The 26,112-nt window shown below is 32.8% G+C and carries 19 protein-coding genes; 12 read left to right on the forward strand and 7 right to left on the reverse strand.

Going from position 1 to position 26,112, the window contains the following annotated elements; genetic code table 11:
• The first annotated feature begins 63 nt into the window (after positions 1-63).
• Positions 64-762, forward strand: a complete 699-nt coding sequence (locus BC961_RS08940) for an energy transducer TonB (protein ID WP_121925498.1) — start codon at positions 64-66, stop codon at positions 760-762.
• Positions 763-802: 40 nt separating this feature from the next.
• On the opposite strand, the gene BC961_RS08945 is transcribed toward BC961_RS08940, so the two are convergent.
• The gene (locus tag BC961_RS08945; protein WP_121925499.1) at positions 803-1,714 is read right to left on the reverse strand and encodes a phospholipase A; all 912 of its coding nucleotides are present in this window, start codon (positions 1,712-1,714) and stop codon (positions 803-805) included.
• A gap of 184 nt (positions 1,715-1,898) precedes the next feature.
• On the opposite strand from BC961_RS08945, the gene lpxD reads away from it, so the two are divergent.
• Together lpxD and BC961_RS08955 are read left to right on the forward strand one after the other, a co-directional pair.
• A complete protein-coding gene (lpxD, locus tag BC961_RS08950) occupies positions 1,899-2,900 on the forward strand; it encodes a UDP-3-O-(3-hydroxymyristoyl)glucosamine N-acyltransferase (RefSeq protein WP_121925500.1) in 1,002 nt (333 codons plus the stop codon).
• Between the two features lie 151 nt (positions 2,901-3,051).
• Complete coding sequence (locus tag BC961_RS08955) at positions 3,052-4,680, forward strand: acyl-CoA carboxylase subunit beta (RefSeq protein WP_121925501.1); 1,629 nt, start codon at positions 3,052-3,054, stop codon at positions 4,678-4,680.
• A gap of 80 nt (positions 4,681-4,760) precedes the next feature.
• Here the strand turns inward: BC961_RS08955 and BC961_RS08960 are convergent, their stop codons facing one another.
• Positions 4,761-5,810, reverse strand: a complete 1,050-nt coding sequence (locus tag BC961_RS08960) for an AMP-binding protein (RefSeq protein WP_121925502.1) — start codon at positions 5,808-5,810, stop codon at positions 4,761-4,763.
• 8 nt (positions 5,811-5,818) lie between these two features.
• Entirely contained in the window at positions 5,819-6,760 is a 942-nt protein-coding gene (locus BC961_RS08965; RefSeq protein WP_121925503.1) for a CPBP family intramembrane glutamic endopeptidase, read from the reverse strand.
• A 99-nt stretch (positions 6,761-6,859) separates the two neighbouring features.
• Here BC961_RS08965 and arsC point away from each other — a divergent pair, with 99 nt between their 5' ends.
• Both arsC and BC961_RS08975 read left to right on the forward strand, forming a co-directional pair.
• Complete coding sequence (gene arsC / locus BC961_RS08970) at positions 6,860-7,204, forward strand: arsenate reductase (glutaredoxin) (protein ID WP_121925504.1); 345 nt, start codon at positions 6,860-6,862, stop codon at positions 7,202-7,204.
• Between the two features lie 96 nt (positions 7,205-7,300).
• A complete protein-coding gene (locus tag BC961_RS08975; protein WP_121925505.1) occupies positions 7,301-9,751 on the forward strand; it encodes an outer membrane beta-barrel family protein in 2,451 nt (816 codons plus the stop codon).
• Between the two features lie 119 nt (positions 9,752-9,870).
• Here the strand turns inward: BC961_RS08975 and BC961_RS14720 are convergent, their stop codons facing one another.
• Entirely contained in the window at positions 9,871-10,044 is a 174-nt protein-coding gene (locus BC961_RS14720; RefSeq protein ID WP_170151301.1) for a hypothetical protein, read from the reverse strand.
• Between the two features lie 252 nt (positions 10,045-10,296).
• On the opposite strand from BC961_RS14720, the gene fumC reads away from it, so the two are divergent.
• Complete coding sequence (fumC, locus tag BC961_RS08980; protein WP_121925506.1) at positions 10,297-11,694, forward strand: class II fumarate hydratase; 1,398 nt, start codon at positions 10,297-10,299, stop codon at positions 11,692-11,694.
• A 222-nt stretch (positions 11,695-11,916) separates the two neighbouring features.
• On the opposite strand, the gene lpdA is transcribed toward fumC, so the two are convergent.
• A complete protein-coding gene (gene lpdA / locus BC961_RS08985; RefSeq protein WP_121925507.1) occupies positions 11,917-13,320 on the reverse strand; it encodes a dihydrolipoyl dehydrogenase in 1,404 nt (467 codons plus the stop codon).
• A 148-nt stretch (positions 13,321-13,468) separates the two neighbouring features.
• Positions 13,469-13,927: an Lrp/AsnC family transcriptional regulator gene (locus BC961_RS08990; RefSeq protein ID WP_121925508.1), complete on the reverse strand. Its 459-nt coding sequence runs from the start codon at positions 13,925-13,927 to the stop codon at positions 13,469-13,471.
• A gap of 233 nt (positions 13,928-14,160) precedes the next feature.
• Here BC961_RS08990 and BC961_RS08995 point away from each other — a divergent pair, with 233 nt between their 5' ends.
• On the forward strand, positions 14,161-15,363 hold the full coding sequence (locus BC961_RS08995; protein WP_121925509.1) for an aminotransferase class I/II-fold pyridoxal phosphate-dependent enzyme: 1,203 nt from the start codon (positions 14,161-14,163) through the stop codon (positions 15,361-15,363).
• A gap of 152 nt (positions 15,364-15,515) precedes the next feature.
• Here the strand turns inward: BC961_RS08995 and BC961_RS09000 are convergent, their stop codons facing one another.
• Entirely contained in the window at positions 15,516-21,533 is a 6,018-nt protein-coding gene (locus tag BC961_RS09000; protein WP_121925510.1) for a PAS domain S-box protein, read from the reverse strand.
• 376 nt (positions 21,534-21,909) lie between these two features.
• Here BC961_RS09000 and BC961_RS09005 point away from each other — a divergent pair, with 376 nt between their 5' ends.
• From BC961_RS09005 to BC961_RS09025, 5 genes are all read left to right on the forward strand, one after another.
• Complete coding sequence (locus BC961_RS09005) at positions 21,910-22,365, forward strand: MarR family winged helix-turn-helix transcriptional regulator (protein ID WP_121925511.1); 456 nt, start codon at positions 21,910-21,912, stop codon at positions 22,363-22,365.
• A gap of 14 nt (positions 22,366-22,379) precedes the next feature.
• The gene (locus tag BC961_RS09010; RefSeq protein WP_121925512.1) at positions 22,380-23,012 is read left to right on the forward strand and encodes an NAD(P)H-dependent oxidoreductase; all 633 of its coding nucleotides are present in this window, start codon (positions 22,380-22,382) and stop codon (positions 23,010-23,012) included.
• 32 nt (positions 23,013-23,044) lie between these two features.
• Complete coding sequence (locus tag BC961_RS09015) at positions 23,045-23,614, forward strand: YceI family protein (RefSeq protein ID WP_121925513.1); 570 nt, start codon at positions 23,045-23,047, stop codon at positions 23,612-23,614.
• A gap of 348 nt (positions 23,615-23,962) precedes the next feature.
• Positions 23,963-25,363, forward strand: coding sequence for an anthranilate synthase component I family protein (locus BC961_RS09020; RefSeq protein ID WP_121925514.1), 1,401 nt, complete (start codon positions 23,963-23,965; stop codon positions 25,361-25,363).
• Between the two features lie 53 nt (positions 25,364-25,416).
• Entirely contained in the window at positions 25,417-26,031 is a 615-nt protein-coding gene (locus BC961_RS09025) for an anthranilate synthase component II (protein WP_121925515.1), read from the forward strand.
• Positions 26,032-26,112: the final 81 nt, after the last annotated feature.

The raw sequence follows: 26,112 nt of genomic DNA on the forward strand, positions 1-26,112 counted from the left end.
ATAATTGTAAAAATTATTTAGGATTTTTTTTTGATGCTTTATATAATTTTCAAATAAACACTTATGAAACAAATTGTTACCCTTTTAATTTTTTTGTTTACTATTCCAATTTGCGCTCAGAATAAGGTTTATTTTGATGCTGATTTTAAGGAGTTAACTTCGATAGACGGAGCAACTTATTACAGTACTTACGAAGAAGTTAAGGAAGGAACACAAAGGAAAACCTACTTCTTAGACGGCACGATTAGAAATAGTGATTTTTTCAGCAATTATAAAAAACGTATAAAGGAAGGCACTTCAATTACTTGGTATAAAAGTGGATCGATCGAAAAAGAAGAATTTTATTCGAAAGGTAAGCTAGAGGGTATTTCAAAAATGTTTTATGAAAACGGTGCAAATAAACGTACCGAAAATTATAAAAAAGGTGAATTCATTGATGGCAAATGTTTCGATGAGAACGGAATTGAAAAAGCTTTTTTTCCATACTATTTACATCCAGAATATCCCGGAGGTAAAAAAGAATTTTACAACTATCTAGCAGATACTTTTAAAGCTCCTAATAAAATTAAGGGCCAAGTCATAATCAGTTTTTTTGTTGAAACAGATGGCACTTTAAACGATTTTAAAATCATAAAAAGCATAAATAAAGAAATTGACTTAGCGGTTATTAAAGTACTTGTTAATGCATTGCGATGGAAACCAGGTCAAATAGACGGGGTTGTAACACGCGCTAAGTATACGCTACCACTAACATTTCAATAATAACATGAATCATTAATAAAAGAGTTTACTGCTAGATTAATTAAAACCACTCTATTAAGGATACTCCTACTCCAACACTAGTTTGTAAGTGATTATAATCAATCATCGACTCGCCATACCCGTGTGAAACTTGTAAAAATCCCTTTAAATTATTTTTAATTGGATACGACCACGAAAATGCAGCACCACCGTTTGATTTGGAATTGAAGTTAAAATTATAACTTCCCGTAAGTGATAAAATATTTCCGTTTTTAGTGTAAATAACATTCATATCGCCTCTACCTACATAAGATGATATATCTGGATTATCGTCTTTTTTAGCTTTTAGAACTACCCACGGTCTGAGATAAACACTCCAATTATTTCTTTCGAAACCAGCGTGAAAAATAACTCTATTCCAACTTCGGGAATAAGGATTGCTTTTTCCATTTGACTCGTGATTAAAGGCAACACCTACCATTCTAGTTTTAAAACCTAAAATATTAAATTTAACAGGAACATTTAAGATCACTTCTGGTTCATAATTGATTTCTCTGAAAGGTCTTGATAGCGCATTATTATAGATTTGCCAATGAGACACTTGTGTATATCCAACCCATAAATCACCACGACCCCAGAAGATACCTTGTAAAATTTTAGTTTTGAAGCTCAATTGAAACTTGGACTCAATATTATTGTAATCTACACCGTCAGGAGAAACATAATCAGGACCTTCATTCACTGAAATAGGCTGCTCATTTGGAGCGCTTGACCACTTAACAGGAATTACATAAACAGGTTTATAAGGAGTAAGTAAAAATGTTCCGCGTACAGAGGTAGTATCTAATTCCCAACGTTCAGTCATATTTCTTAGCTGCGTTTTATTATTAAATAAAGCTTGAAGCTGAGCATTTGCTGTAAAAAATGAACATAAAAATAGTAAAATGGAGATCAAAAACTTTGAGGATTTCATTGTAGATTTTTTAAATGGGGTGCAAAAATAACTAATTTTGACCTTTGAAAAGTTCTAAATTTTTTATTTACCATAATTTCAAAACAAGCATTATTGCTGTTAAAGAATCTTGAAATATTAGGAATTTTAATGCCAATTTGTTTTATTTGAGCAGTAAATTTTAACTAAATCCAAACTAGACTTAATGAAATCCTATTCCATCCACGAAATAAATGAAATTTTGAAAGGAGTTATTGTTGGAAATACTTTCCACAATATCACTGCACCTGAACAACTTGAAGTCGCAAATGAATCTGAAATTTCATTTATTGGAAATAAAAAATACGAGAAACTATGGGCTGCTTCTGCTGCTTGTGTGGCAGTTGTTAACGAAGATATCTCGATCGATCCAGGTGAAAACAGGGCTTTCATTAAAGTGAAAAATGCTGATTTAGCAATGTCTCAGGTTTTAGAAATGTTTGCTCCGCCTACTCCAATTTTTCGAACAGAAATCCATCCTACAGCAGTAATCGATGAATCTGCAACTATATGCAATGGTGTTCGCATTGGCGCAGGTTGTTATATAGGTCCAAAAGTAATCGTTGGAGATAATTCGACAATATATCCTAACGTAACAATTCTAGATGAATCCACTATTGGAAAAAACAGCGTTATTTGGTCTGGAACCGTTATTAGAGAGCGCTGCCAAATAGGTAATGATTGCATTATACATCCTAATGCTACCATCGGTGCTGATGGATTTGGTTTCCGTCCAGATCCACAAAGAGGATTAGTAAAAATTCCACAAATTGGAAATGTAATTATTGGTAATAATGTGGAAATAGGTGCTAATTCGTGTATTGATAGAGGAAAGTTTAGTTCTACTGTTTTAGGTGACGGATGTAAAATTGATAATTTAGTTCAAATAGGACATAATAGTAAGCTTGGAATGTTTTGTATAATGGCAGGAAATAGTGGTTTAGCTGGTTCTGTTACATTAGGGAACGGAGTAATAATTGGCGGAAGCGCCTCTATAAAAGACCATACGATAATAGGTGATGGCGCAATTGTGGGAGCTGGATCTGGTGTAACAGGAGACATTGCAGCTGGAAAAACAATGCTAGGATATCCCGCGGTTGAAGCACGTGATGCACTAAAACAATGGGCAATACTTAAAAGATTAGTAAACGAATCAAAAAAGAAATAATACGATTATTGCCAAATTCATAAAATCACAAGAATTAAAATCAGATTTTTTAATTTAAAAGCAATTTTCAATTCAATTTTCTAACAAAATACTAAAATTAATTTCGATTGATTTCGTATTTTAGCACAAATTTTTTTAATATTATTTCATCATGGATTTGAACTTCAACAAAAACGAAGACCACAATAAATTATTACTTTCTGCATTACGTCACAGACTTACTACCGTTAAATTAGGTGGTGGTGAGAAACGAATTCAAAAATTGCATAACGAAGGTAAAATGACAGCACGTGAACGCATCGACTACTTATTAGATCCTAAAGCTAAAAGTATAGAAATAGGTGCTTTTGTTGGTGAAGGAATGTACGCTGAACATGGTGGTTGTCCATCTGGCGGAGTTGTTGTTAAAGTTGGTTACATTAGAGGAAAACAATGTATTGTTGTTGCTAATGATGCTACTGTAAAAGCGGGTGCTTGGTTTCCAATAACTGCTAAGAAAAATTTAAGAGCGCAAGAAATAGCGATGGAAAACCGTTTGCCTATTATTTATTTAGTGGATAGCGCTGGTGTTTATCTTCCTTTACAAGATGAAATTTTCCCTGATAAAGAGCATTTTGGACGCATATTTAGAAATAATGCGCAAATGAGTAGTATGGGTATTACCCAAATTTCTGCTGTAATGGGAAGTTGCGTTGCAGGTGGAGCCTATTTACCTATTATGAGTGATGAGGCAATGATTGTGGATAAAACTGGAAGTATTTTCCTTGCCGGAAGTTATTTAGTGAAAGCTGCTATAGGCGAAAGTATTGATAACGAAACTCTTGGCGGAGCTACAACACATTGTGAAATTTCGGGAGTGACGGATTATAAAGCTAAGGATGATAAAGATGCGTTAGATAGAATAAAAAATATAGTTGACAAAATAGGTGATTTTGATAAAGCGGGTTTCAACCGAGTTAAATCAGAAAAACCAGCATTAGACGAAAAGGAAATTTACGGTATTTTACCTAAAGCACGCAACGAGCAGTACGACATGATGGAAATCATCAATCGTTTAGTTGATAATTCTGAATTTGAAGCGTACAAAGATGGATACGGTCAAACTATCATTACTGGATATGCTAGAATTGATGGTTGGGCAGTAGGAATTGTTGCGAATCAAAGAAAAGTAGTTAAAACTAAAAATGGCGAAATGCAATTTGGAGGAGTTATATATTCTGACAGTGCCGATAAAGCGACTCGTTTTATTGCAAATTGCAACCAAAAGAAGATTCCTTTAGTTTTTGTTCAAGATGTTACCGGATTTATGGTAGGGTCAAAATCGGAACATGGCGGAATTATTAAAGATGGAGCAAAAATGGTAAATGCTGTTTCGAATTCAGTAGTTCCAAAATTTACTGTTATCGTAGGTAACTCTTACGGAGCTGGAAATTACGCGATGTGCGGAAAAGCATATGATCCAAGATTAATTTTTGCATGGCCAAGTGCTGAACTAGCGGTAATGGGTGGAACTCAAGCTGCAAAGGTATTGGCGCAGATTGAAGCTTCTTCGCTAAAAGCGAAAGGTGAAATAGTTGATGAGGTGAAAGAAAAAGAATTATTTGATAAAATTAAAGCGAGATACGACGAACAAGTTTCTCCTTATTATGCTGCTTCGCGATTGTGGACAGATGCAATTATCGATCCTTTAGACACTAGAACATGGATTTCTATGGGAATTGAAGCGGCTAACCAATCTCCAATTGAGAAAAAATTTAATTTAGGAGTTATTCAAGTTTAAGTTCCTAAATAAGGAAGAGTAAGCATAAAAAAAGCATCTAGTGAATCACTAGATGCTTTTTTTATCTTGAATAAGGTCTATTAAATACTTTCTAAAATTTCTTTCCTTTTTACTTTTCCCGTCTCTGTTTCGAAAAATTTTTCGACAAAAAAGATTTCTTTTGGTTTTTCAAATTTATCTAATGAATCGAAGATTGAATCCTCTAAATTTTGCTTTTCACCTTCAACAATAAGAACTAGCTTTTCGCCAAGAGTATCATCAGGCGAACCGATAACAAAGAATCTTGAGTGAATATGATCAGACAATTTATCTTCAATGTTTTCTGGAATTAATTTAACACCTCCGCTGTTAATTACATTATCGATACGACCCAAAAAAACAAATTGAGAATCGTTAATTAATGTTACTAAATCGTTAGTAATAACGACTTGACTTGACACATTTGGAGCTTGAATTACTAAGCAATTACGATCATCGAGTTCTATTGTTACATTTGGTAAGGCTGAAAAGGCTTGCTCCCGTACTAACTTTGCAGCAATATGGGTAACGGTTTCAGTCATTCCGTATGTTTCATACACTTCCGTTTTAAGTTTCAATATTTTTTTCCTCAGTACACTATTTATTTTAGCACCACCAATAATTAATTTCTTTACATTCTTTAATTCCGAAAGCGTATTTTGGACTTGCAGCGGAACCATAGCTACAAAATCATAGTTAATTTCTTTTCGAATTCTAGGATGCGAACTTGGTTCTACAAAATCGATATCAAGTCCGAGAATAAGCGCTCTTATTAACATCATCTTTCCCGCGATATATTTAATGGGCAAACAATGTAGTGCTTTATTTCCAGGTTTTAAATGGAAGAAGTCACCAGTAGCTATAGCAGAATTAATCATTGCGGTTTTCTCAATTCTAACGACTTTTGGAATTCCTGTTGTTCCCGATGTAGTTTGTTCGATATATGATTTATTATCGAACCAGTCTAATAGGAAATCTCCCATGTCTTTTTCGTAGGGATCACCTTCCTTTATAAAACTATACGCAATTCGGCATAAGTCATTTCGCTTCAGATGATAACCATTCAGTTTAAATAAATTATGGACATTGTTGTACGTTATTTGATTGGTCATGATTTGAATTATTTATTAATTATAGTTGGATTTAATTCCTCCACTTTTCCGGTTAGTTTCTCTTTCCAGTTGGTCCATTTGTATTTATTACTAAAGATAAATAAAAGAAATGGGTAAATTATAAGAACGGGAAGTATAATATCGAAACTAGCTGAAGGTTCTGAAATATCTTTAAATATAGAATGCGTTTGAAAAGCAGACCAATCTGACGTCAATAACAATGCACCAACCAAATTATTTGCAGCATGAAATCCTAGTGCTAATTCCATACCATCATCCATTAAAGTAATGATCCCAAGGAATAACCCAGTTCCAATATAATATACCATAATTAGTGGACCAATCTTAGCCACCTCAGGATTAAAGTAGTGCATACCACCAAAAATTAACGAAGTCATCAATAAAGGGAACCACTTATTTCTAGCCAAATTCGCGAATCCTTGCATCAAATAACCCCTGAAGATGTACTCTTCGCAACTGGTTTGTATTGGAATAAGTATAATTGCTATTGCTGCTAAAACCGCAAAAGGAATTGGTTTAAAATTCCAAATAAATTCGGTTGGATTGTAGTAATATGTTATCAGCGTAGTTGCAATTGTAAAATTTGTCCAAATAGAAAAAGAAAAAAAGATTCGATTCCAATCTACTTTCTTCCTTGCGGTAGTAACGGAGAGGATGGTTTGATTGTGCACAGATCGTACAACCAAGTAAACACCAACCATTGTAATTACAAAAGAAAATAATATTAGAAACAAAGTCAAATTAGAATCAAAATAACGCATCAATGCATCATTAGTAGTTGGATAGTTTTTATCAGTCGTCGACGAATCGTACAGTAGAACTGCAACAAATAAAATTTGCCCCACAAATGAAGCAAAAATAATTAGTACTGATCCCCAAATATATTTGAAGAATTTATTTTCTGAATTAATACTTTGTTCTAAAAACATGAAATTTTGTTTAATTTAATATGTAATACGATAAACAAACCTTATTTTTGCAAACTCAAAAACAAGATTTTTACTAATTACCGGTAATATATAAATTTTATGATACAAATATACCATAATGCACGATGTGGAAAATCTAGAAATTGTGTTGCGCTTATTGAAGAGTCGAATAAACAATATGAGATAGTAAATTATTTAGCTACACCACCCTCATTTGAAACGCTTACTGAAATTATTAAAAAGCTAAATTTTAAACCTTTGCAATTAGTAAGACAAAAAGAGAAAATTTGGGTTGAGAATTTCAAAGACAAAGTGATGAATGACGATGAAATTATTCAAGCAATGATTGACAATCCAATTTTAATCGAAAGACCTATCGTTCTTTATAATGATAAAGCAATAATAGGCAGAGATTTAGAAAATCTATCTGCTTTTATATCCTAAAAATTAAGCGATTTAATTAACATTTAATTATGAATTTTGGTTTTAAACCATATCAAACTTTTACAATCTAATAGTACATAACCAACGTTTTTAAAAATGAAAAAAATAAATTCTGTTTTCACCCTTATCCTCTTTTTTACCACAATTTTTGCATTTGCTCAAGACGCAGCTAATAAAAAAATTAAAATCACAGGAAGAGTTATTGAAAAGGTGAGTAAACAACCTCTTGAATATGCAACAATTACTTTTTTACTTCCTGATAATCCAAAACCTGTGGCGGGTGGAATTACAAATCCAAAAGGAGAATTTGATATTGAAATTAAACCAGGAGTTTATGATATAAAAATTGAGTTCATCTCTTTTAAAATATATGAACTCAAGCAAAAAAACTTAAAGAACAGTACTAGTTTGGGTTTAATCAGTTTAGAAGAAGATGCAAATCAATTAAATGAAGTTGTTATTCGAACAGAAAAAACTACTGTCGAAATAAAATTAGACAAAAAAGTATACAACGTTGGTAATGATTTGATGGTTAAAGGTGGAACAGTAAGTGATGTTCTAGATAACATTCCTTCTGTTTCAGTAGATGTTGAAGGAAATGTAAGTCTTCGTGGAAACGAAAACGTACGAGTTTTGATTGATGGAAAACCTTCAAATGCAATTAATATTGCTGAAGCTCTTCGATTAATTCCTGCAGATGCAATTGAAAAAGTAGAAGTAATAACAAATCCATCTGCAAGATATGATGCTGAAGGCGGTGGTGGTTTACTGAATATTATCTTGAAAAAAGGTAAAAATCAAGGATTGAATGGAACTTTTAACGCATCAACAGGATATCCTGAAACATACGGTTTAACTGGTAATTTAAATTACAAGTCTAAAAATTTTAACCTTTTTACTACTCAAGGTTACAATGATCGTAATAGCCCAGGAAACTCTTTTACAAATTCAAAATATTTAAACTCTGATAACTCTACTCGTAATTACGTTTACGAAGACAGAGAAAATGATAGAAACAGTAAAGGTTATAATGGTAACTTCGGAATCGAATTATACTTGAACGAATCTACATCATGGACTAACTCCTTCAATTATAGAAAAAGCAAGGGAGATAATGTTGACAATGTTGTACAAGACTATTATGACTCTGGTTTTAATTATGATTATTCACGTACTCGTATTAATGGAGAAGGTAGCGACAGTGAAAATGTAGAATTTGCTACTAACTTCATGAAGAAGTTTAAAAGAGATGGTCATAAATTAACGATTGATGGTTCGTTCTCATCAAATGATGATTTCAATGATGCAATTATTACTGATAAAGTTACCAACAGTAATTTGGTTAAATTTGATAATACTTTAAGCACTCAAACTCAAAATAGAAATTTAATCCAAATGGATTATGTTTTACCTTTTGGAAAGGGAAGCCAATTTGAAGCCGGATATCGTGGTGAATTTTCAAAATTACTTACAGATTACCAAGTTGAAAATGACGGAATCATAAACAATAATTTCACAAATACTTTAGACTATAAAGAAAAAGTGAATGCATTGTACACTCAATACGGATTGAAAATCGATAAATTCTCGGCTCTTTTTGGACTGCGATTTGAAGATTCAAATATCGAAATCAATCAGTTAGCAACTAACGATTACAATACAAAAAAATACAGTAACTTTTTCCCAAGCGCTTTCTTTACTTATGAGATTTCAGATAAGAGTAGCGCATCTGTAAGTTACAGCCGCAGAATACAAAGACCAAGAGGAAGAATGTTGAATCCTTTCAGCAACTTGTCTAGCAACATCAACATTTTCATGGGAAATCCTGATTTAGATCCGGCTTACTCAGATGCTTTAGACTTTGGATACATCAAAAGATGGGAGAAATTGACTTTCAATACATCTTTATATGTTAACAAGACTACCGATGTATTTCAATTTGCAAGAAGAGAATCTGGAGACTTTATTAACGGAACTCCTATCGTAATTAGCTCACCTATTAACTTAGCGACTGAATATAGAGCTGGATTTGAATTTACATTAAACTACTCTCCATATAAATGGTGGAAATTAAATGGTAACTTCAATTTATACAGAAATGAAACACAAGGAGATTTCTCTTATATAAATTTCAATAATGTTGAAGTTTTCCAAAACTTTGATAACACTACAACATCATGGTATTCTAGAATTACTTCTAAAGTAACATTACCTTATAAAATAGACTGGCAGACTAACGTAAGTTATAATGCACCATCTACTAGTGCTCAAGGTAAAAGTTTAGGTGTTTTTGGAGCTAATCTAGCGTTCAGTAAAGATGTATTAAAAGATAAAGGAACTGTTTCGTTCAACATTAGTGATGTTTTTAATTCGAGAAAAAGAATTAGCGAAAATTACCTTGCTGGAGTTGTATTATCAAACAGTGAAATGCAATGGAGAGAAAGACAATTTAGTTTATCATTCACATACCGTTTTAACAAACCTAAAAACGAAAGAGAAAGAACTAGACCAAGTCAAAACGAAGGCGAAGGAGAATATCAAGGATAAAAAAATAAGGACTCTAGAAATAGAGTCCTTATTTTTTTTAAAACTAAAATGTTTTATTCGAAAAAAAAGCATAAAAAAAGGACTCGTAAAAACGAGTCCTTTTTTATTAAACAAACAGACTAAACTGATTGTTGTTCTTGCTTCTTTTTGTCTCTTCTTTCTTTGTATGCTTCCCAAGTTGCACCACCTACCCAATAGGATACGAAACTCACTAGAAAAAACATTAACCAGAATCCTATAGTAAGAACGGTTAAGAAAAGTAAAAAGCCTAAATACTGTGAAAATTCAAACATGTTTTCCGGAATTTTTGAATGTAAGTACAAATGTAACTTTAATTCCTTTTCAGAGCAATAAAAAAGTATAAAAACTATCAATCAATTTTTATAAAAAAGGAATTATCCGTATTTTTGAAATCAGATTTTACAGCGCTTAAAAGTTCTACTCTTTCGGAAACGAAAAATCTGTTTATTGACTATGAATAAGTCATTTATATCTCATTATTAAATTAAAATTTTTAAACTACATATTTTTTAAATAACTACAACATGAAATTCAGAATAGAAAAAGACACAATGGGCGAAGTGCAAGTACCTGCAGATAAATATTGGGGTGCACAAACGGAACGTTCTCGAAATAATTTCAAAATAGGCGCTTCTGCATCTATGCCGAAAGAAATCATTGAGGGATTTGCTTATTTGAAAAAAGCTGCTGCTTACGCTAACTGCGATTTAGGCGTTTTACCTATTGAAAAAAGAGATGCTATTGCTGCTGTTTGTGACGAAATTCTAGCTGGGAAATTAGATAACGAATTTCCATTGGTAATTTGGCAAACAGGTTCTGGTACACAAAGTAACATGAACGTAAATGAAGTAGTTGCAAATCGTGCACAAGTTCTAAAAGGATTCAACATTGGCGAAGGAGAACAGTTCATCAAAGCAAATGACGATGTAAATAAATCACAATCTTCAAATGACACTTTCCCAACAGGAATGCACATTGCAGCTTATAAAGCAGTAGTGGAAGTTACTATTCCTGCAGTAGAAAAATTAAGAGATACACTTCATGCAAAAGCAGTTGAATTCAAAACAGTTGTAAAAATAGGCCGTACGCATTTAATGGATGCTACGCCTCTTACACTTGGACAAGAAATTTCAGGATATGTTGCACAATTAAACTACGGTTTAAAAGCAGTTAAAAATACGCTAGCTCACTTATCAGAAGTTGCTTTAGGTGGAACTGCCGTAGGTACTGGACTAAATACTCCAGAAGGATACGACGTAAAAGTAGCTGAGTATATTGCTGAATTTACAGGACATCCTTTTGTAACTGCTGAAAATAAATTTGAAGCATTAGCGGCGCATGATGCAATTGTTGAATCTCATGGTGCTTTAAAACAATTAGCAGTTTCCTTAAATAAAATTGCTAATGATGTTCGAATGCTAGCTTCTGGACCACGTTCAGGAATTGGAGAAATCATAATCCCAGAAAATGAGCCAGGTTCTTCTATCATGCCAGGAAAAGTAAATCCAACACAGTGTGAAGCATTAACTATGGTTTGCGCGCAAGTTATGGGTAATGATGTTGCTATCACTGTGGGAGGAATGCAAGGTCAATACGAATTGAATGTTTTCAAACCGTTAATGGCTGCAAACTTTTTACAATCTGCTCGTTTGTTAGGTGACGCTTGTCTTTCTTTTGACGAACATTGTGCTCAAGGAATTGAACCTAACTACAAACGTATTAAAGAATTAGTTGATAACTCATTGATGTTAGTTACTGCTTTAAATACTAAAATAGGATACTACAAATCAGCTGAAATTGCTCAAACGGCACATAAAAACGGTACAACGTTAAAAGAAGAAGCGGTTCGTTTAGGCTACGTAACTTCAGAAGATTTTGATGCGTGGGTTAAACCAGAAGATATGGTTGGAAGTTTGAAATAAAACCTAGAAATTAAGAAAAGATAGACACGAATTTCACGAATAGTCACGAATTACTGTAATAAAATAATTACACGAATCAGGTATTTAAAGTTAGTGCTAATTGTTGAAATTCGTGTCTAAAACTTGTTAAACAATTTGTCTTGAAACTACAATAAAAAAATCCCAAATTCCACCTTAAAACTGTGGAATTTGGGATTTACTATTTTTGTAATTTAGTATCAGCTATACGTGTAAGGCTCTATTATCTGTAGCTGCTAATGCAGCTTCTTTTATTGCTTCCGCAAAAGTAGGATGCGCATGCGAAATTCTAGAGATATCTTCGGCAGATGCTTTAAATTCCATTGCAGTTACTGCTTCAGCAATCAAATCAGCACAACGAGCACCAATCATGTGAACTCCCAGAACCTCATCAGTTTTTGCATCAGCAAGAATTTTTACAAATCCATCTAGATCTCCTCCTGCTCTTGCACGACCTAAAGCTTTGAAAGGAAAACTTCCAGCCTTATAGTCTACTCCTGCTGCCTTTAATTGTTCTTCTGTTTGTCCTACTGCAGCCACTTCTGGCCAAGTGTAAACAACACCCGGAATTAAGTTATAATCAATATGCGGTTTTTGACCCGCTAGAATTTCAGCAACCATAGTTCCTTCTTCTTCCGCTTTGTGTGCTAACATTGCTCCACGAACTACATCACCAATTGCATAAATATTAGGAACATTAGTTTGTAAGTGATCATTTACCTCAACCATTCCTCTTTCAGTGATTTTCACTCCTGCTTTATCAGCATTTAAACCATCAGTATAAGGACGACGTCCAACAGAAACTAAAGAATAATCACCTTGTAGAGTAATTGTTTCTCCCTTAGCATTCTCTGCTTGAACTACAACTCCTTCCCCATTTCTTTCTACTGATTTCACTTTGTGTGAAACGTAGAATTTCATGCCCTGTTTTTTCAATACCTTGGTCAATTCTTTAGAGAGTGATGCATCCATTCCTGGAATAATTCTATCTAAATATTCTACTACAGATACTTGCGATCCTAAACGTAAATACACTTGACCTAATTCAATACCGATAACTCCACCACCAATGATAACTAGGTGTTTTGGTACTTCTTTTAGTTTCAAAGCTTCTGTTGAAGTGATAATTCTTTCTTTATCTAATTTGATAAATGGTAAAGAAGACGGTTTAGAACCAGTAGCAATAATTATATTTTTAGCCTCAATAGTTTCAGAAGTTCCATCTGCTTTAGCAACCGCAACGTGCGTAGCATCAACAAAAGATCCTAAACCTTCAAGAACTGTAATTTTATTTTTATCCATCAAAAATTTCACACCGCCAGAAGTCTGGTCAACAATTGCTTGTTTGCGTGCGATCATTTTTTCCAAATTCACTTTTACTTCTCCAGATAATTCAATTCCGTGCTCTGCAAAATGTGAAATGTCACTATAATGGTGAGAAGAAGCAAGCAAAGCTTTAGAAGGAATACAGCCTACATTCAAGCAAGTTCCACCTAAAGTAGAATATTTTTCTATAATTGCTGTTTTAAAACCAAGTTGTGCACAACGAATCGCTGATACATATCCTCCAGGTCCAGAACCTATAATGACTACGTCAAATGAACTCATAGTAATTTTTTTTAGTGTGTTTTTATAAAATGTTGCACAAAATTAAGGAATTAAGTTTTGTTTGAACTTTAAATGAGAAGGTTTTGTTACGAATTTTTAGTTATTCTGATTTACTTATCCCTAATTACTATTAAAACCAACATTTAATCTAAATATCAACAACAGTTGTGTTTTTTACTTCACTAATCATAAAAGTACTATGAGTACTTCCTATATGTTCTAGCGTAGTTAATTTAGTTACTAAGAATTCTCGATACGCTTCCATATCTTTTACTACGATCTTTAATATGTAATCGTAATCACCACTTACATGATGACATTCCAATACTTCTGGAAGTTGTATCACTTGACTCTCAAACTTCGAAATAAATTCTTTTGTATGTTGAATCAATTTTAAATGACAAAAAACTACAAATCCTTTTTCGACTTTAGAGCGATTAATTAAAACGACGTATTTGTCGATAATTCCTTCTCTCTCTAACTTTTTAATACGCTCATAAACAGCGGTAACAGAAAGGTTTAATTTAATGGATAGTTCTTTAGTAGTCTGCTTACAATCAGATTGAAGTAGTACAAGTAATTTCTTGTCGGTGGCATCTAGCATCATTTTATTCGAATGTTTAAATTGATATAAAATCTAAAAATTTCTAATTTGAAAGCTAATTTAGAAAATAAGTTTGTCATTAAGTGACTCTTTAGTTTTAAAATCTAATATTATACTTAAGTATTGATTAATAATCTGAAATCATGTTATTTTGAATGCGCTTATTAATAACTAAAAACCTAGCCCTGACTGTCCCGACGCTTCGGGGGCATGAAAAACCTCCAAAAAATATAGATATGAAAAACTTTAACCCCGCAGACAACATTCAAGATTTACAGTACTTTGGAGAATTTGGTGGTGTCAATCCATCAATTTCTGATTCATCAACGTATACTTTTCTTTCGGCAAAAACCATGTTCGATACTTTTGAAGGAAATATGGAAGGTTGCTACTTATACTCTCGTCATTCTTCACCAAGCAATTTATATCTAGATAAAGCTTTGGCAGCGATGGAAGGTACGGAGTCGGCTAATGTTTCAGCATCAGGAATGGGAGCCATTACGCCTACTTTACTACAATTATGTGGAGCTGGTGATCATGTTGTTTCTAGTAGAACAATTTATGGCGGAACCTACGCTTTTCTAAAGAACTTTGCTCCAAGATTAGGCATTAAAACAACATTTGTAGATATTACAAAACTAGAAATTGTAGAAGCGGCAATAACGGCTGAAACAAAAGTTTTATACTGTGAAACAGTGAGTAATCCACTACTTGAAGTGGCAGACATTGAAGGTTTAGCTAAACTTGCTAAACGTCATAATTTAACGCTTGTAGTTGACAATACTTTTTCGCCATTATCAGTTTCTCCAGCAAAATTAGGAGCTGATATTGTAATTCACAGTTTGACTAAATATATCAACGGAAGCAGTGATACAGTTGGCGGAGTTACTTGTGCATCACAAGAATTCATCGATAGTTTAAAAAATGTAAATAGTGGTGCTAGTATGCTTCTTGGACCAACAATGGACAGCATGCGATCTGCGAGCGTGATGAAAAATTTACGCACGTTACACATCCGAATGAAACAACACAGTTATAATGCTATGTATCTTGCAGAACGGTTTGAAAAAGACGGTCTTATTACTGTCTATCCAGGATTAGAAAGTCATCCAAGTCATAAATTATACAAAACTATGATTAACGCTGAATATGGTTTTGGTGGAATGATGACCTTAGACGTTGGAACTTTGGCGAAAGCCAATGCGTTAATGGAATTAATGCAGGCAAAAAATTTAGGATATTTAGCAGTAAGTTTAGGATTTTACAAAACATTGTTTAGCGCTCCAGGAACTTCAACATCTAGTGAAATTCCACTAGAGGAACAAATAGAAATGGGATTAACAGACGGATTAATTCGTTTTTCTATAGGATTAGATAACGACATTGAAAGAACGTACCAAATGATGAAAGCGTGTATGAAAGAATTAGATATTATGTAGGACTAACTAAATTTTACAACCAAAACCAAAAAAGCTTGTATGTAAACATACAAGCTTTTTTAATTTATAATGTGAGAACATTTTGCACTTTGAAAGTGAAATTACGACTCTTCAACTCAGAAACTTATACTTAGTCTAGATTTAGTTAATGTCTATTTCTTATGCAGCCATTTTAATAATATTTGTTCTAAATCTACTTGAATAATTGGTTTTGGTAAATAATCATTCATTCCTGCTTCAAAACATTTTTCTTTATCACCTACCATGATCCCTGCAGTTATTGCAATTATTGGAATTTTATCAGAGTCGTTTAACTGTCTAATTTCATTCGTTGCTTCATATCCATTTTTATTTGGCATTTGAATATCCATTAAGATTACATCAGGTTTTTCTTTTTTATAAATTTCTACTGCTTCGTTTCCATCCTTAGCTTCAAAAACGATACAATTTGTGATAATCCTTTTCACTAAAGTTTTTGCTAGAAGCATATTAATTTTATTGTCCTCAACAATTAAAACCTTATTGTTACTTAATGTATGTGCAGGTGTTATCACGTCTTCATTTATTGTCAATGCTAGCATTAAATCAGGGTCTTTTGTGTTTTTTACTTTTTTAAACTTAATTACAAAGTAAAAATCACTTCCATCACCATAACTACTTATCAAATGCAATTTACTGTCCATCAAAGCTAAAAGCTGATTTGAAATTGCAAGTCCTAATCCAGTTCCGCCAAATTTGCGATTTGTCGAATTATCCTCTTGGACGAAAGACTGAAATATCTTTTCATTATTTACAGATTTTATTCCTACACCTGTATCCTTGACAGAAAATTTAAGCGTAGTATGATTTTTTTCGGTAGATAAAATTTCTGTAATATCCATTCTAATTTGTCCAAAATCTGTAAACTTTATCGCGTTGCTTAATAAGTTTACTAAAACTTGTTTTAGTCGTACAGAGTCGGCCAAAATAAATTGCGGAACACTTTCATCAATATTGAGTGCTAAATCAATACCTTTTTGGATTGCTTGAAAGCTAAAAAGATTAATAATTTGACTCGTTAACTTGTGCAGATTAACTTTTTCGACATCTAATTCCAGTTTTCCAGATTCAATTTTAGAGAAATCGAGAACATTATTAACAATCTCCATAAGTGAAATAGCAGATTCATTGACTGTTGTCATGTATTCTGCTTGATTTTTCTTTAAATTAGACTTCATTAATAAATGCGTAAACCCAATGATACCATTTAGTGGAGTTCTAATCTCGTGACTCATATTTGCTAAGAAATCAGTCTTAGCTCTACTAGCTGATTCCGCTAATTCCTTAGACTTTAAAAGTTCCATTTCCATTACTTTTTGCTCCGTAATATCTAGAAAACTTACAACGATCTCAGTTATAACACCATTTTGATCTACATTAGGATAGCCATTAACTAATATCCATACAATATCTTTAAAAGTGGGACGCACAACACCGACTGTAAAATTCTTTAGCGGCTGCATGGTGTTAATAATTTGTATTACAGGAAAATCTTCAAGCTTCATTGCTGATTCATCCTCATTTAAAAAATTCCATGATGGGTCAATAGATTTAACTCCCTTCATTTGATCATCTGATAATCCAAGTAATTCTGCTGCTTTATTATTAGAAATAATTATGGAGGTGTCCGCGGCATGTACAACAATAGCTGCATCTAAATTGTTTAGTAATCCGCGATATCTTTCTTCACTCTTAAAAAGTGAACTATCAAACTCTTTTGCAGTAGTTATGTCTCTACATAGGCAGATAAAATGGATTTCATGATCAGCACTTTCTATCATGGGAGCCACAGAAAGTTCAAACCAATGCATCCCTGTGTCTAATTCTAATGTATATTGTTTGCCAGATGAAAAACCTTTTTCATGTGCTTCTTTGATTGCCTCTAAGCATACATTAGATGCACTCAAAGGTAAAATGTCACTAAAATTTTTATCTAAGAAATGAGAAGCCGGCATAGCTAATAAATCATTTCGTCTTGAATGGTAATTATAAATTTTACCATTTACATCCACTTCAAAGAGTAAATCTGGAATAGCTCCGAGTATCGCTTCCATTTTTTTATTAACTTTCTTGAACTCGTCATTTATTCTTTTGCGCTCACTGACATCCCTTACAAAAGCTACAATGCGCCCATCAACAATCATTTTTGCAGTGATTTCAACAGCAATTAAAGATCCATTTTTATGACGCATATTACGCTCTAATATGGTTTGCTCACCACTCAATAATTCTTTGTACATTATTGGTTTTCGGAGCAATTCTTCTTTCGTATATAAATCTGATATATTTTTTGAACAAAGCTCTTCTTTAGTGTACCCCAACATTAGACAAGCACTTTCATTAACATCAAGTAAATTGCCTACAACATCATTAGTGAAAATGGCATCAGAAGCTTGTTCAATAAGACTTTTGTATTTTTCCTCACTACTTACAAGCAATTCCTGTATTTTCTTCAACTCGGTGATTTCAATCATAGCGCCATTCAATCGAATCGCTTTTCCAGTTTCATCCCTCGTTACAATTCCTCTATCGTAGAATATTCCGTAATTGCCATCTGCTTTTTGAAATCGGAATTCATCTGACCAGAAATTATTAGAACTAACATATGTTTGATCCATTTTAGCAATCACACGTTCACGATCATCTGGATGAAGCCTAGATCTCCAAATTACTCTATTGTCAACTCCATTAAATTCAGTGCTACCAAAACCTAAAAGATCAATGAATTTTTTGTTGTTCCAACTCTCTCCTGTAATTAAATTTACTTCAAAAACTGCGTCGTTTGTAGCTTCTGATATTATTTCATATCGGTGATTGGCGATTTTTAATTTTTCTTCAGCCTTTTTAATATCACTAAGGTCAAGTCCCATGCCTAGTAATCTCTTCTTCCCTTTATATTCTAGACAATGTGAGTTAATGTAGAAGGGTACTTTACGCTTATCTTTTGTAAATAATTCAATCTCTATTCCTGGCGCATCTTTTATAAATAAATTCTTTATTCTTTTTTCGATCTTATATTTAAAATCATCGTCATAAAAATCAATCGGTTTCATTTTCGATATTTCACTCTCACTATAGCCTGTAACAGTTTCAAAATTCTTATTCCATTTAACAATGGTTTCATCCTCATCATACAAGTAAAAAATTCCTGGAAGATTATTAATCACCATTTCTGATAATTGTTTCTCTTTTAGAAGGGCATCTTCAGCAATTTTTCTTTCACTGATATCAACGATTGTTCCTATATAACCAACAATTTCATTTTTTAAGTTTCGCTCTGGAATAGCTTTACCTATAACCCAAGATATAGTTCCGTTAGGCAAAACGTAACGAAATTCAGTATAAGATGCGTGAACGTCATTTGATATGTCTCTCCATCCATTGAATATTTCTTCTTTATCTTCCTCATGTACAGCGTTAATCCATCCTTCACCATATCCATCTTCGGCAGAAAGTCCAGTGATTTTGCACCAAGCTGGATTAACATAAGTAATGAATCCTTCACAGTTAGTTCTGAAAATTCCAACGGGCGAAATCTCCGTAAGTGCGTGGTAACGCTTCTCACTTTCCATTACTAAATCTTCTGCTCTTTTTCTTAAAATTTCTTTTTCGAAAGTTTCTAAAGTAAATGCAATATCTGCGGCTGCGCCTTCTAATAAATCAATTTCAGCCTGATCAAAAAAGTTTTTTTCATTCGCATAAAAAGAGAAAGCTCCAATTATCTTTCCCGATATTTTAATTGGCACCGACATTAAAGAATTATACCCACATTGTAAGGCGTCTTCTTTCCACGGAAGCATTGCAGGATCGTTCTCAATATCATTGCATATAATAGAACTATTTTCTCTAACGCAACGACCCGCAGGGCCTCTGCCCACTGGTTCATCATCAATTGAGATTGTTTTCATTCTAGAGAAATAACCGTTATCATCTCCCGCAAAATTTAGAGGAAATATTTTATGTGAATCCTCATCGATAGCTCCTATCCACGCCATTTTAAATTTACCGATGTCCACTGCAATTTTACACGCTTCTTTGAAAAGATCTTTTTCATTAGTGGTGCGAACCATCATTTGATTCATTTGACTTATAAAAGAATAAAGTCTGTTGGCTTTTAGTAGTTTTTGTTCGACAGATATTCTATCCGTAATATCTGTCACAATACCGTGACATATAACCGTTCCCTCTGGCTCTACTATTGGAAGAGAATTTACGTTATGCCAAACTAATCCTTTGGTGGGATGGTTATAACGATACTCACATTTTAAAGGGATTAATTTTGTTTTAGTTTCAATTATACTAGCAGTTACGTTTTCAATATCATCTTTATGGATACATTCTAAAAGTCTAGTTGCATCCTTTTCGATATCCGCATGTAGAAACCCATAAATATCCTCGATAGCATTGCTGGCATAAGGAAAACACAAAGAACCGTCTCTATTTTGACGCATTGAATATATTAAACCAGGAGAGGTACTTGCAATCTTAGCAAACTTCTCCTTCTCATTAACTATAATATCATGAGCTATTTTAGAGTCAGTTACATCCTTTAAATTTGCTATTATACCACCTATGTTTTCGTCTTCAATTCTATTATTGAGAACTCCTTGTAACCAAATATATTTTCCATTCTTATGTTTTACTTGAAAAAGTAAATCAATGGGTGTACCTGGATTAAGAACTGATTTCTCAATCATTCTCATCACATATTCTAAATAATCAGGATGATAATAATCAATACTGCTTATTTTTTGAAACTCATCATTACTATATCCAGTTATACGTGAAGAAGAGCTACTTCTAAAAATAGTATTAAGATCTTTATCTAAAATGCATATAATTCCATCATTATATTCCACAAGCGTACGGAATCTCTTTTCATTTTGTTCTAATTTCAGTTCAGCATTTTTCTTTTCTGTAATGTCTTTAACAAAGCCTAGAAATAATTTATCAGACAGTCTAACTGCATCTACAAAACACCATACAACGCCATTATCTTTTCGACAAAGTCGTATTTCCCCTCGCATTACTCCAGTTTCTTGAAGGACTTTAAAAATGTTTAAAGTGTGATCAAGTTCCTCCTTAAAAGATAAATCACCAAATTTCATTTTAAAAATTTCTTCCTTAGAATAGCCCGTTAATTTGACCGCGGCTTCATTAGCTTCTAAATAATTCCTTTCATTATCGATAACAAAAACTCCGTCAGGAGCATTATCAATATAGTTTTTAAACTTTTTATTATTTTCCTGCTCGATTAATTTAAGCTTATAATCAGTGACAGCAGCTTCTTTTTCGTTGATCGCTTGCTGAATCAATACTTTTTCAGTAATGTCTTGCGAAGTACCACGGTATCCGCAAACAACTCCGTTTTCGTCTAAGAGAGGAATTGCTATTGAGGAGAGCCATTTAGTGTTTTTATTTTCTAGAGTAACTTCACATTCTAATTCGAATTGATCCTCACTTGAAGCAGCACTTTCTACATTATTTAGAAAAATAGCTGCTTTATCAGATGGAAAAACGGATAAAAATTCTTGAAATAAATTTTGATGAGGAACTGCTTCAATTTCGAAAATGGAATACAATTCCTTTGACCAAATCATTTTTTTATGTTTTAAATCAAATTCCCAACTACCTAGTTTGGCAATTTTTTGAGCATCGTTCAATAAATTTTCACTAAATATTGATTTTTCCTGATTTTTTCTAATCTCTGAAATATCTCGTCCTATTCCGTAAATAGTTTTTTTATCAGGCGATAAAGTAATGGTCCATTGAATGATGACGATTTCTCTACTTTTTTTAATATATCGATTCTCAAAACAGACTGATGACTGATAATTTGTCAATAAAAAAGCTTCATCCCTGGTTTTATCTATATCCTCTGGATGCACAAATTCTGTAATTGGATTAGAAAGCAATTCTTCCTCTGAGTATCCCAGCAGCTTAGCAAATGCAGGATTCACTTCTGTAAAAAAACCTTCAAAACCTGCTATACAGACTAAATCCTTTGATCCCGTTTGGTAGAAATCAAAATTACATATGGACTGTTCCTTTCTTAATAATCGACTAATCTCAAAATCTTTGTCTTTTATTATGTTTATCAAGTCTTCGTAAGAAGGTTTGTCTGTATTCATTTGGCTCAAATTCTATTAAAAGTTAAATATAATAAAATATTTTAGATATAAAAAAGTGAAAAAATTAATAATAACATGGTCTTTTCAAAAAAAGCACAAAAAAAGATTTGGAAAATAATCAAAGCTTTATATTATTAAATAGCAATCAGTTTCTTTATCTCTATTTTATGAGATATTCTCATTCATTCATTGGGAAAATTCGGCTTAGTTCTTGCAATAAGGAGAAAGTAATAAGTAAATATTTAAATCGTCATTTATTAAGTAAAACTTCTATTTAGTAGGACTGTAGAAATAAATCTACAAAAAATTAAATACATTTGTATATACAAATAAAAAAAGCGTTACATTTGTACCAACAAATGACGTATAACCAAATATGAAAATTGAAGATATATTAAAATCAACGGTACCAATGGATAATTCGAAAAAAATTATCCTGAACATCTTATACACACAAAGCATGATCGCAGAGAATTTTAATTTGGTTTTAAAACCTTTTGACATCTCTGGCGAGCAATATAATGTACTTCGTATTTTAAGAGGCCAAAAAGGAAACCCAGCAAATATGTCAATGATTCAAGATCGAATGGTTGCAAAAACAAGTAATACAACTAGATTAGTTGATAAACTTCTTTTAAAGGATTTAGTTACTCGCAAAGTTTGCTCTGAAAACAGAAGAAAAATAGAAGTTCTTATCACTCAAAAAGGATTAGACGTTTTAGCAGAACTGGATCCTAGAGTGATTAACCATGAAGCGACATTATCACAAAATCTAAGCGAACAAGAAATTACCCAATTAAACCATTTGTTAGAGAAATATAGAAATCAATAAAGAATACGTACTAGATGAATAGTTTTATAGAAAACCAGAATTGGAGATACGCTACTAAAAAATTTGATAGCAGCAAGAAAATAGAATCGCAAGATATCGACATCTTAAAAGAAGCAGTCCGCTTGAGCACCTCTTCTTATGGTTTGCAACCGTACAAGATTATAATTGTTGAAAATCCTGATTTAAAAACTTCATTGCAGCAAGCAGCGTGGGGACAATCACAGATTGTTGAAGCATCACATCTCATGATATTTGCAAACGACGTTAATTTTGGTCCAGAAGGCATCGATAGCTATTTTAAAAACGTAAGTGAAATTAGAAACGTTACAATGGAAAGTATGTCTGGTTATATGAATTTTATGAAAGCTACTATTGCGGCTTTTACTCAAGAGGAACGAAATAACTGGTCAGCAAAACAAACGTATTTAGCACTTGGTAATCTTTTAAATGCTGCAGCTGAACTAAAAATTGATGTCACTCCTATGGAAGGTTTTAAAGCAGAGCAAGTCAATGAAATCACTGGTTTAGACAAATTAGGTTATAATGCAACTTTATTAGCGACACTTGGATACCGACATATAGAAGATGCGACGCAGCATTTTGCAAAAGTTAGAAAGTCAAACGAAGAATTATTTATCACACTATAATTATTAATCTTAAATTTAAACAAAAAAAAAGAATGAAAAATTTTAAATCGATCGCATTAGCAGTATTAGTAGTTTTATCAACTATCTCAGTAACAGCACAAACTAAAAAAGTGGATGCTTCAAAAAGTTCAATTAATTGGATTGGAAAAAAAGTAACAGGACAGCATGAAGGAACTGTTAACCTTAAAGATGGTACTTTAGTTTACAAAGGAAAAGCATTAGTAGGTGGTGCATTTAATGTTGATATGAATTCAATGGTCGTAACAGATTTGAAAGCAGGACAAGGAAAAGAAAAGTTAGAAGGACACCTGAAAGCAGATGACTTTTTTGGTACTGACAAATTTGCTACTGCTTCTTTAATGTTCAAAAATGTAGTAAACAAAGCGTCAAATTTATATACTGTAACTGCTGATTTAACAATCAAAAACATTACTAAGCCAGTTACATTTGATCTTGCAACAACATCGAATTCAGCTGTAGCTAATGTAAAAATTGACAGAACTAAATATGACATTAAATATGGTTCAGGAAGTTTCTTTGACAATTTAGGAGATAAAGCAATCAGTGATAATTTTGATTTAGCAGTTTCTTTAAAATTCTAAATTTACATAATTGCTTAAGTACTAAATAGGATTTATGGTTATTAGTGAACACTTTAAATTTTTTATTTAACAAAATAATTAAAAATTAAAAATATTTTAACGCTAAATGCTTTTGAAAAACCAAATTACATTTATACATTTGTTGCAACAATAAAAAACATGAACACAATTTTAAACAATACTTGGTGGTGGAACAATTTACGTCAGTCGTCGTGAACTAAGCTCCTATAGTATTAATTAAAACTATAAATATAAAAGGCTTGTCATCACGACAGGCCTTTTTTTTGTTTTAAACTCAAATTAATTAGCAGCGATAACTAAACGTTATCAGATTAAAATAACAACAAGATGAAATCTTTTTTACTAAATACAAAATACAAACAAATACTAGCTGACACCATTACGCCTGTCAGTGTTTATCTTAAGATTAGAGATAAATTCCCAAATAGCTTATTACTTGAAAGCAGTGATTATCGTGGAAATGATAATAGTTTCTCTTACATCTGTTGCAATCCTATTGCTTCCATAAAAATAGAAAACGAAATTATCTTTAAGAATTATCCTGATGGAACTGCAGAGAAAATTACGGTAAACGCTACTACTAATATCCCAGCAATAATTCAGGAGTTTTCACAACAATTTAAATCAGAAAAAAATGATTTTAAGTTTATAAATAATGGATTATTTGGATACATCTCTTACGATGCCGTTCGTTATTTTGAAAAAGTGGCTATTGCCAAAAAAGAAAATAGCAATACAATTCCAGATATTTATTATGCAGTTTACCAAAATATTATTGCTATCAATCATTTTAAAAATGAGGCATATATATTCTGTCATAGTTTAGACGGCAAGAATAACATTTCTGAAATTGAACAACTACTGCAATCTAGAAATATTGCATCTTATAAATTTTCAAAAGAAGGAGAAGGTTTTTCTAATCTAACCGACGATGAATTCAAGCACAATGTGGCTTTGGCCAAAAAGCACTGTTTTAGAGGAGACGTTTTTCAATTAGTTTTATCAAGAAGATTCACCCAAGGATTTAAAGGAGATGAATTCAATGTGTATCGCGCGTTAAGAAGCATAAATCCTTCTCCTTACCTATTCTTTTTTGATTATGGTGATTTTAAAATATTTGGTTCCTCACCCGAAGCTCAAATTATTGTAAAAGATCGTAAAGCGGAGATTCATCCTATTGCAGGAACTTTCAAAAGAACAGGTGATGACGAACAAGATGCTGTCCTTGCCAAACAATTATCGGAAGACAAAAAAGAAAATAGCGAACATGTCATGCTGGTTGATTTGGCCAGAAATGATTTGAGCCGCAACGGTCACGATGTAAACGTTGAGAAATATCGAGAAGTTCAATTTTTCTCACATGTAATTCATTTAGTTTCAAAAGTAACTGGTCATTTACATGAAAAAGCCACTACGATGCAAGTGGTTGCCGATACTTTCCCAGCAGGAACATTAAGTGGAGCACCTAAACATCGTGCCATGCAATTAATCGAAGAATACGAAAAAACAAATCGTAATTTTTATGGAGGTGCAATTGGCTTCATGGATTTTGAAGGTAATTTTAATCACGCTATTATGATACGAACTTTCCTCAGTAAAAATCATCAATTGCATTCGCAAGCTGGCGCTGGAATAGTAGCAAGTTCTGATGAAGAAAGTGAAATGCAAGAAGTGTACAATAAGTTAAGAGCCTTGAATGCGGCTTTAGATTTAGCAGAAACAATATAAATCCCTACCCATCTCTCCCCGAAAGTGAGGGAGACGAGACTAAAAAATTTAAAATGGAAAATAAAAATACAACTACTCCAACAGTTCTTCCTTCGGGGGCTAGGGGAAAAATATTAGTCATAGACAATTACGATAGTTTCACTTACAATTTAGTGCATTATCTAGAGGATTTAGATTGCGAAGTAACTGTTTATAGGAATGATGAATTTGATATCGAAGAAATAGCAGCTTTTGATAAAATCCTATTATCTCCAGGTCCTGGAATTCCAGACGAAGCAGGATTACTCAAAGAAGTAATTAGAACGTACGCATCGACAAAAAGTATTTTTGGAGTTTGTTTAGGACAACAAGCAATTGGAGAAGTCTTTGGTGGAACGCTTTCTAACTTAGATACTGTTTACCACGGTGTGGCGACTATGGTAAAAACCGTTGTAGATGATGAACTTTTATTTGAAGGATTAGGAAACGAATTTGAAGTTGGTCGATATCATTCTTGGGTAGTAAACACTGACTTGCCAGATTCTCTTGAAGCAACTTCTTTCGACGAAAACGGTCAGGTTATGTCCTTGCGTCACAAAACGTATGATGTGCGTGGTGTTCAATTTCATCCCGAAAGTGTTTTAACACCTAATGGTAAAAAAATATTGGAAAACTGGGTGAAATCCTAGATTAAGACAATACAAAAGAGAATAAAAACTGAAGCCTTGAGGAACTAAATTCAAGTATAAAAGCTTCTACAAAAAAATAAA

The organism is Flavobacterium weaverense (genome assembly GCF_003688495.1).
In the GTDB taxonomy this organism is placed as follows: domain Bacteria; phylum Bacteroidota; class Bacteroidia; order Flavobacteriales; family Flavobacteriaceae; genus Flavobacterium; species Flavobacterium weaverense.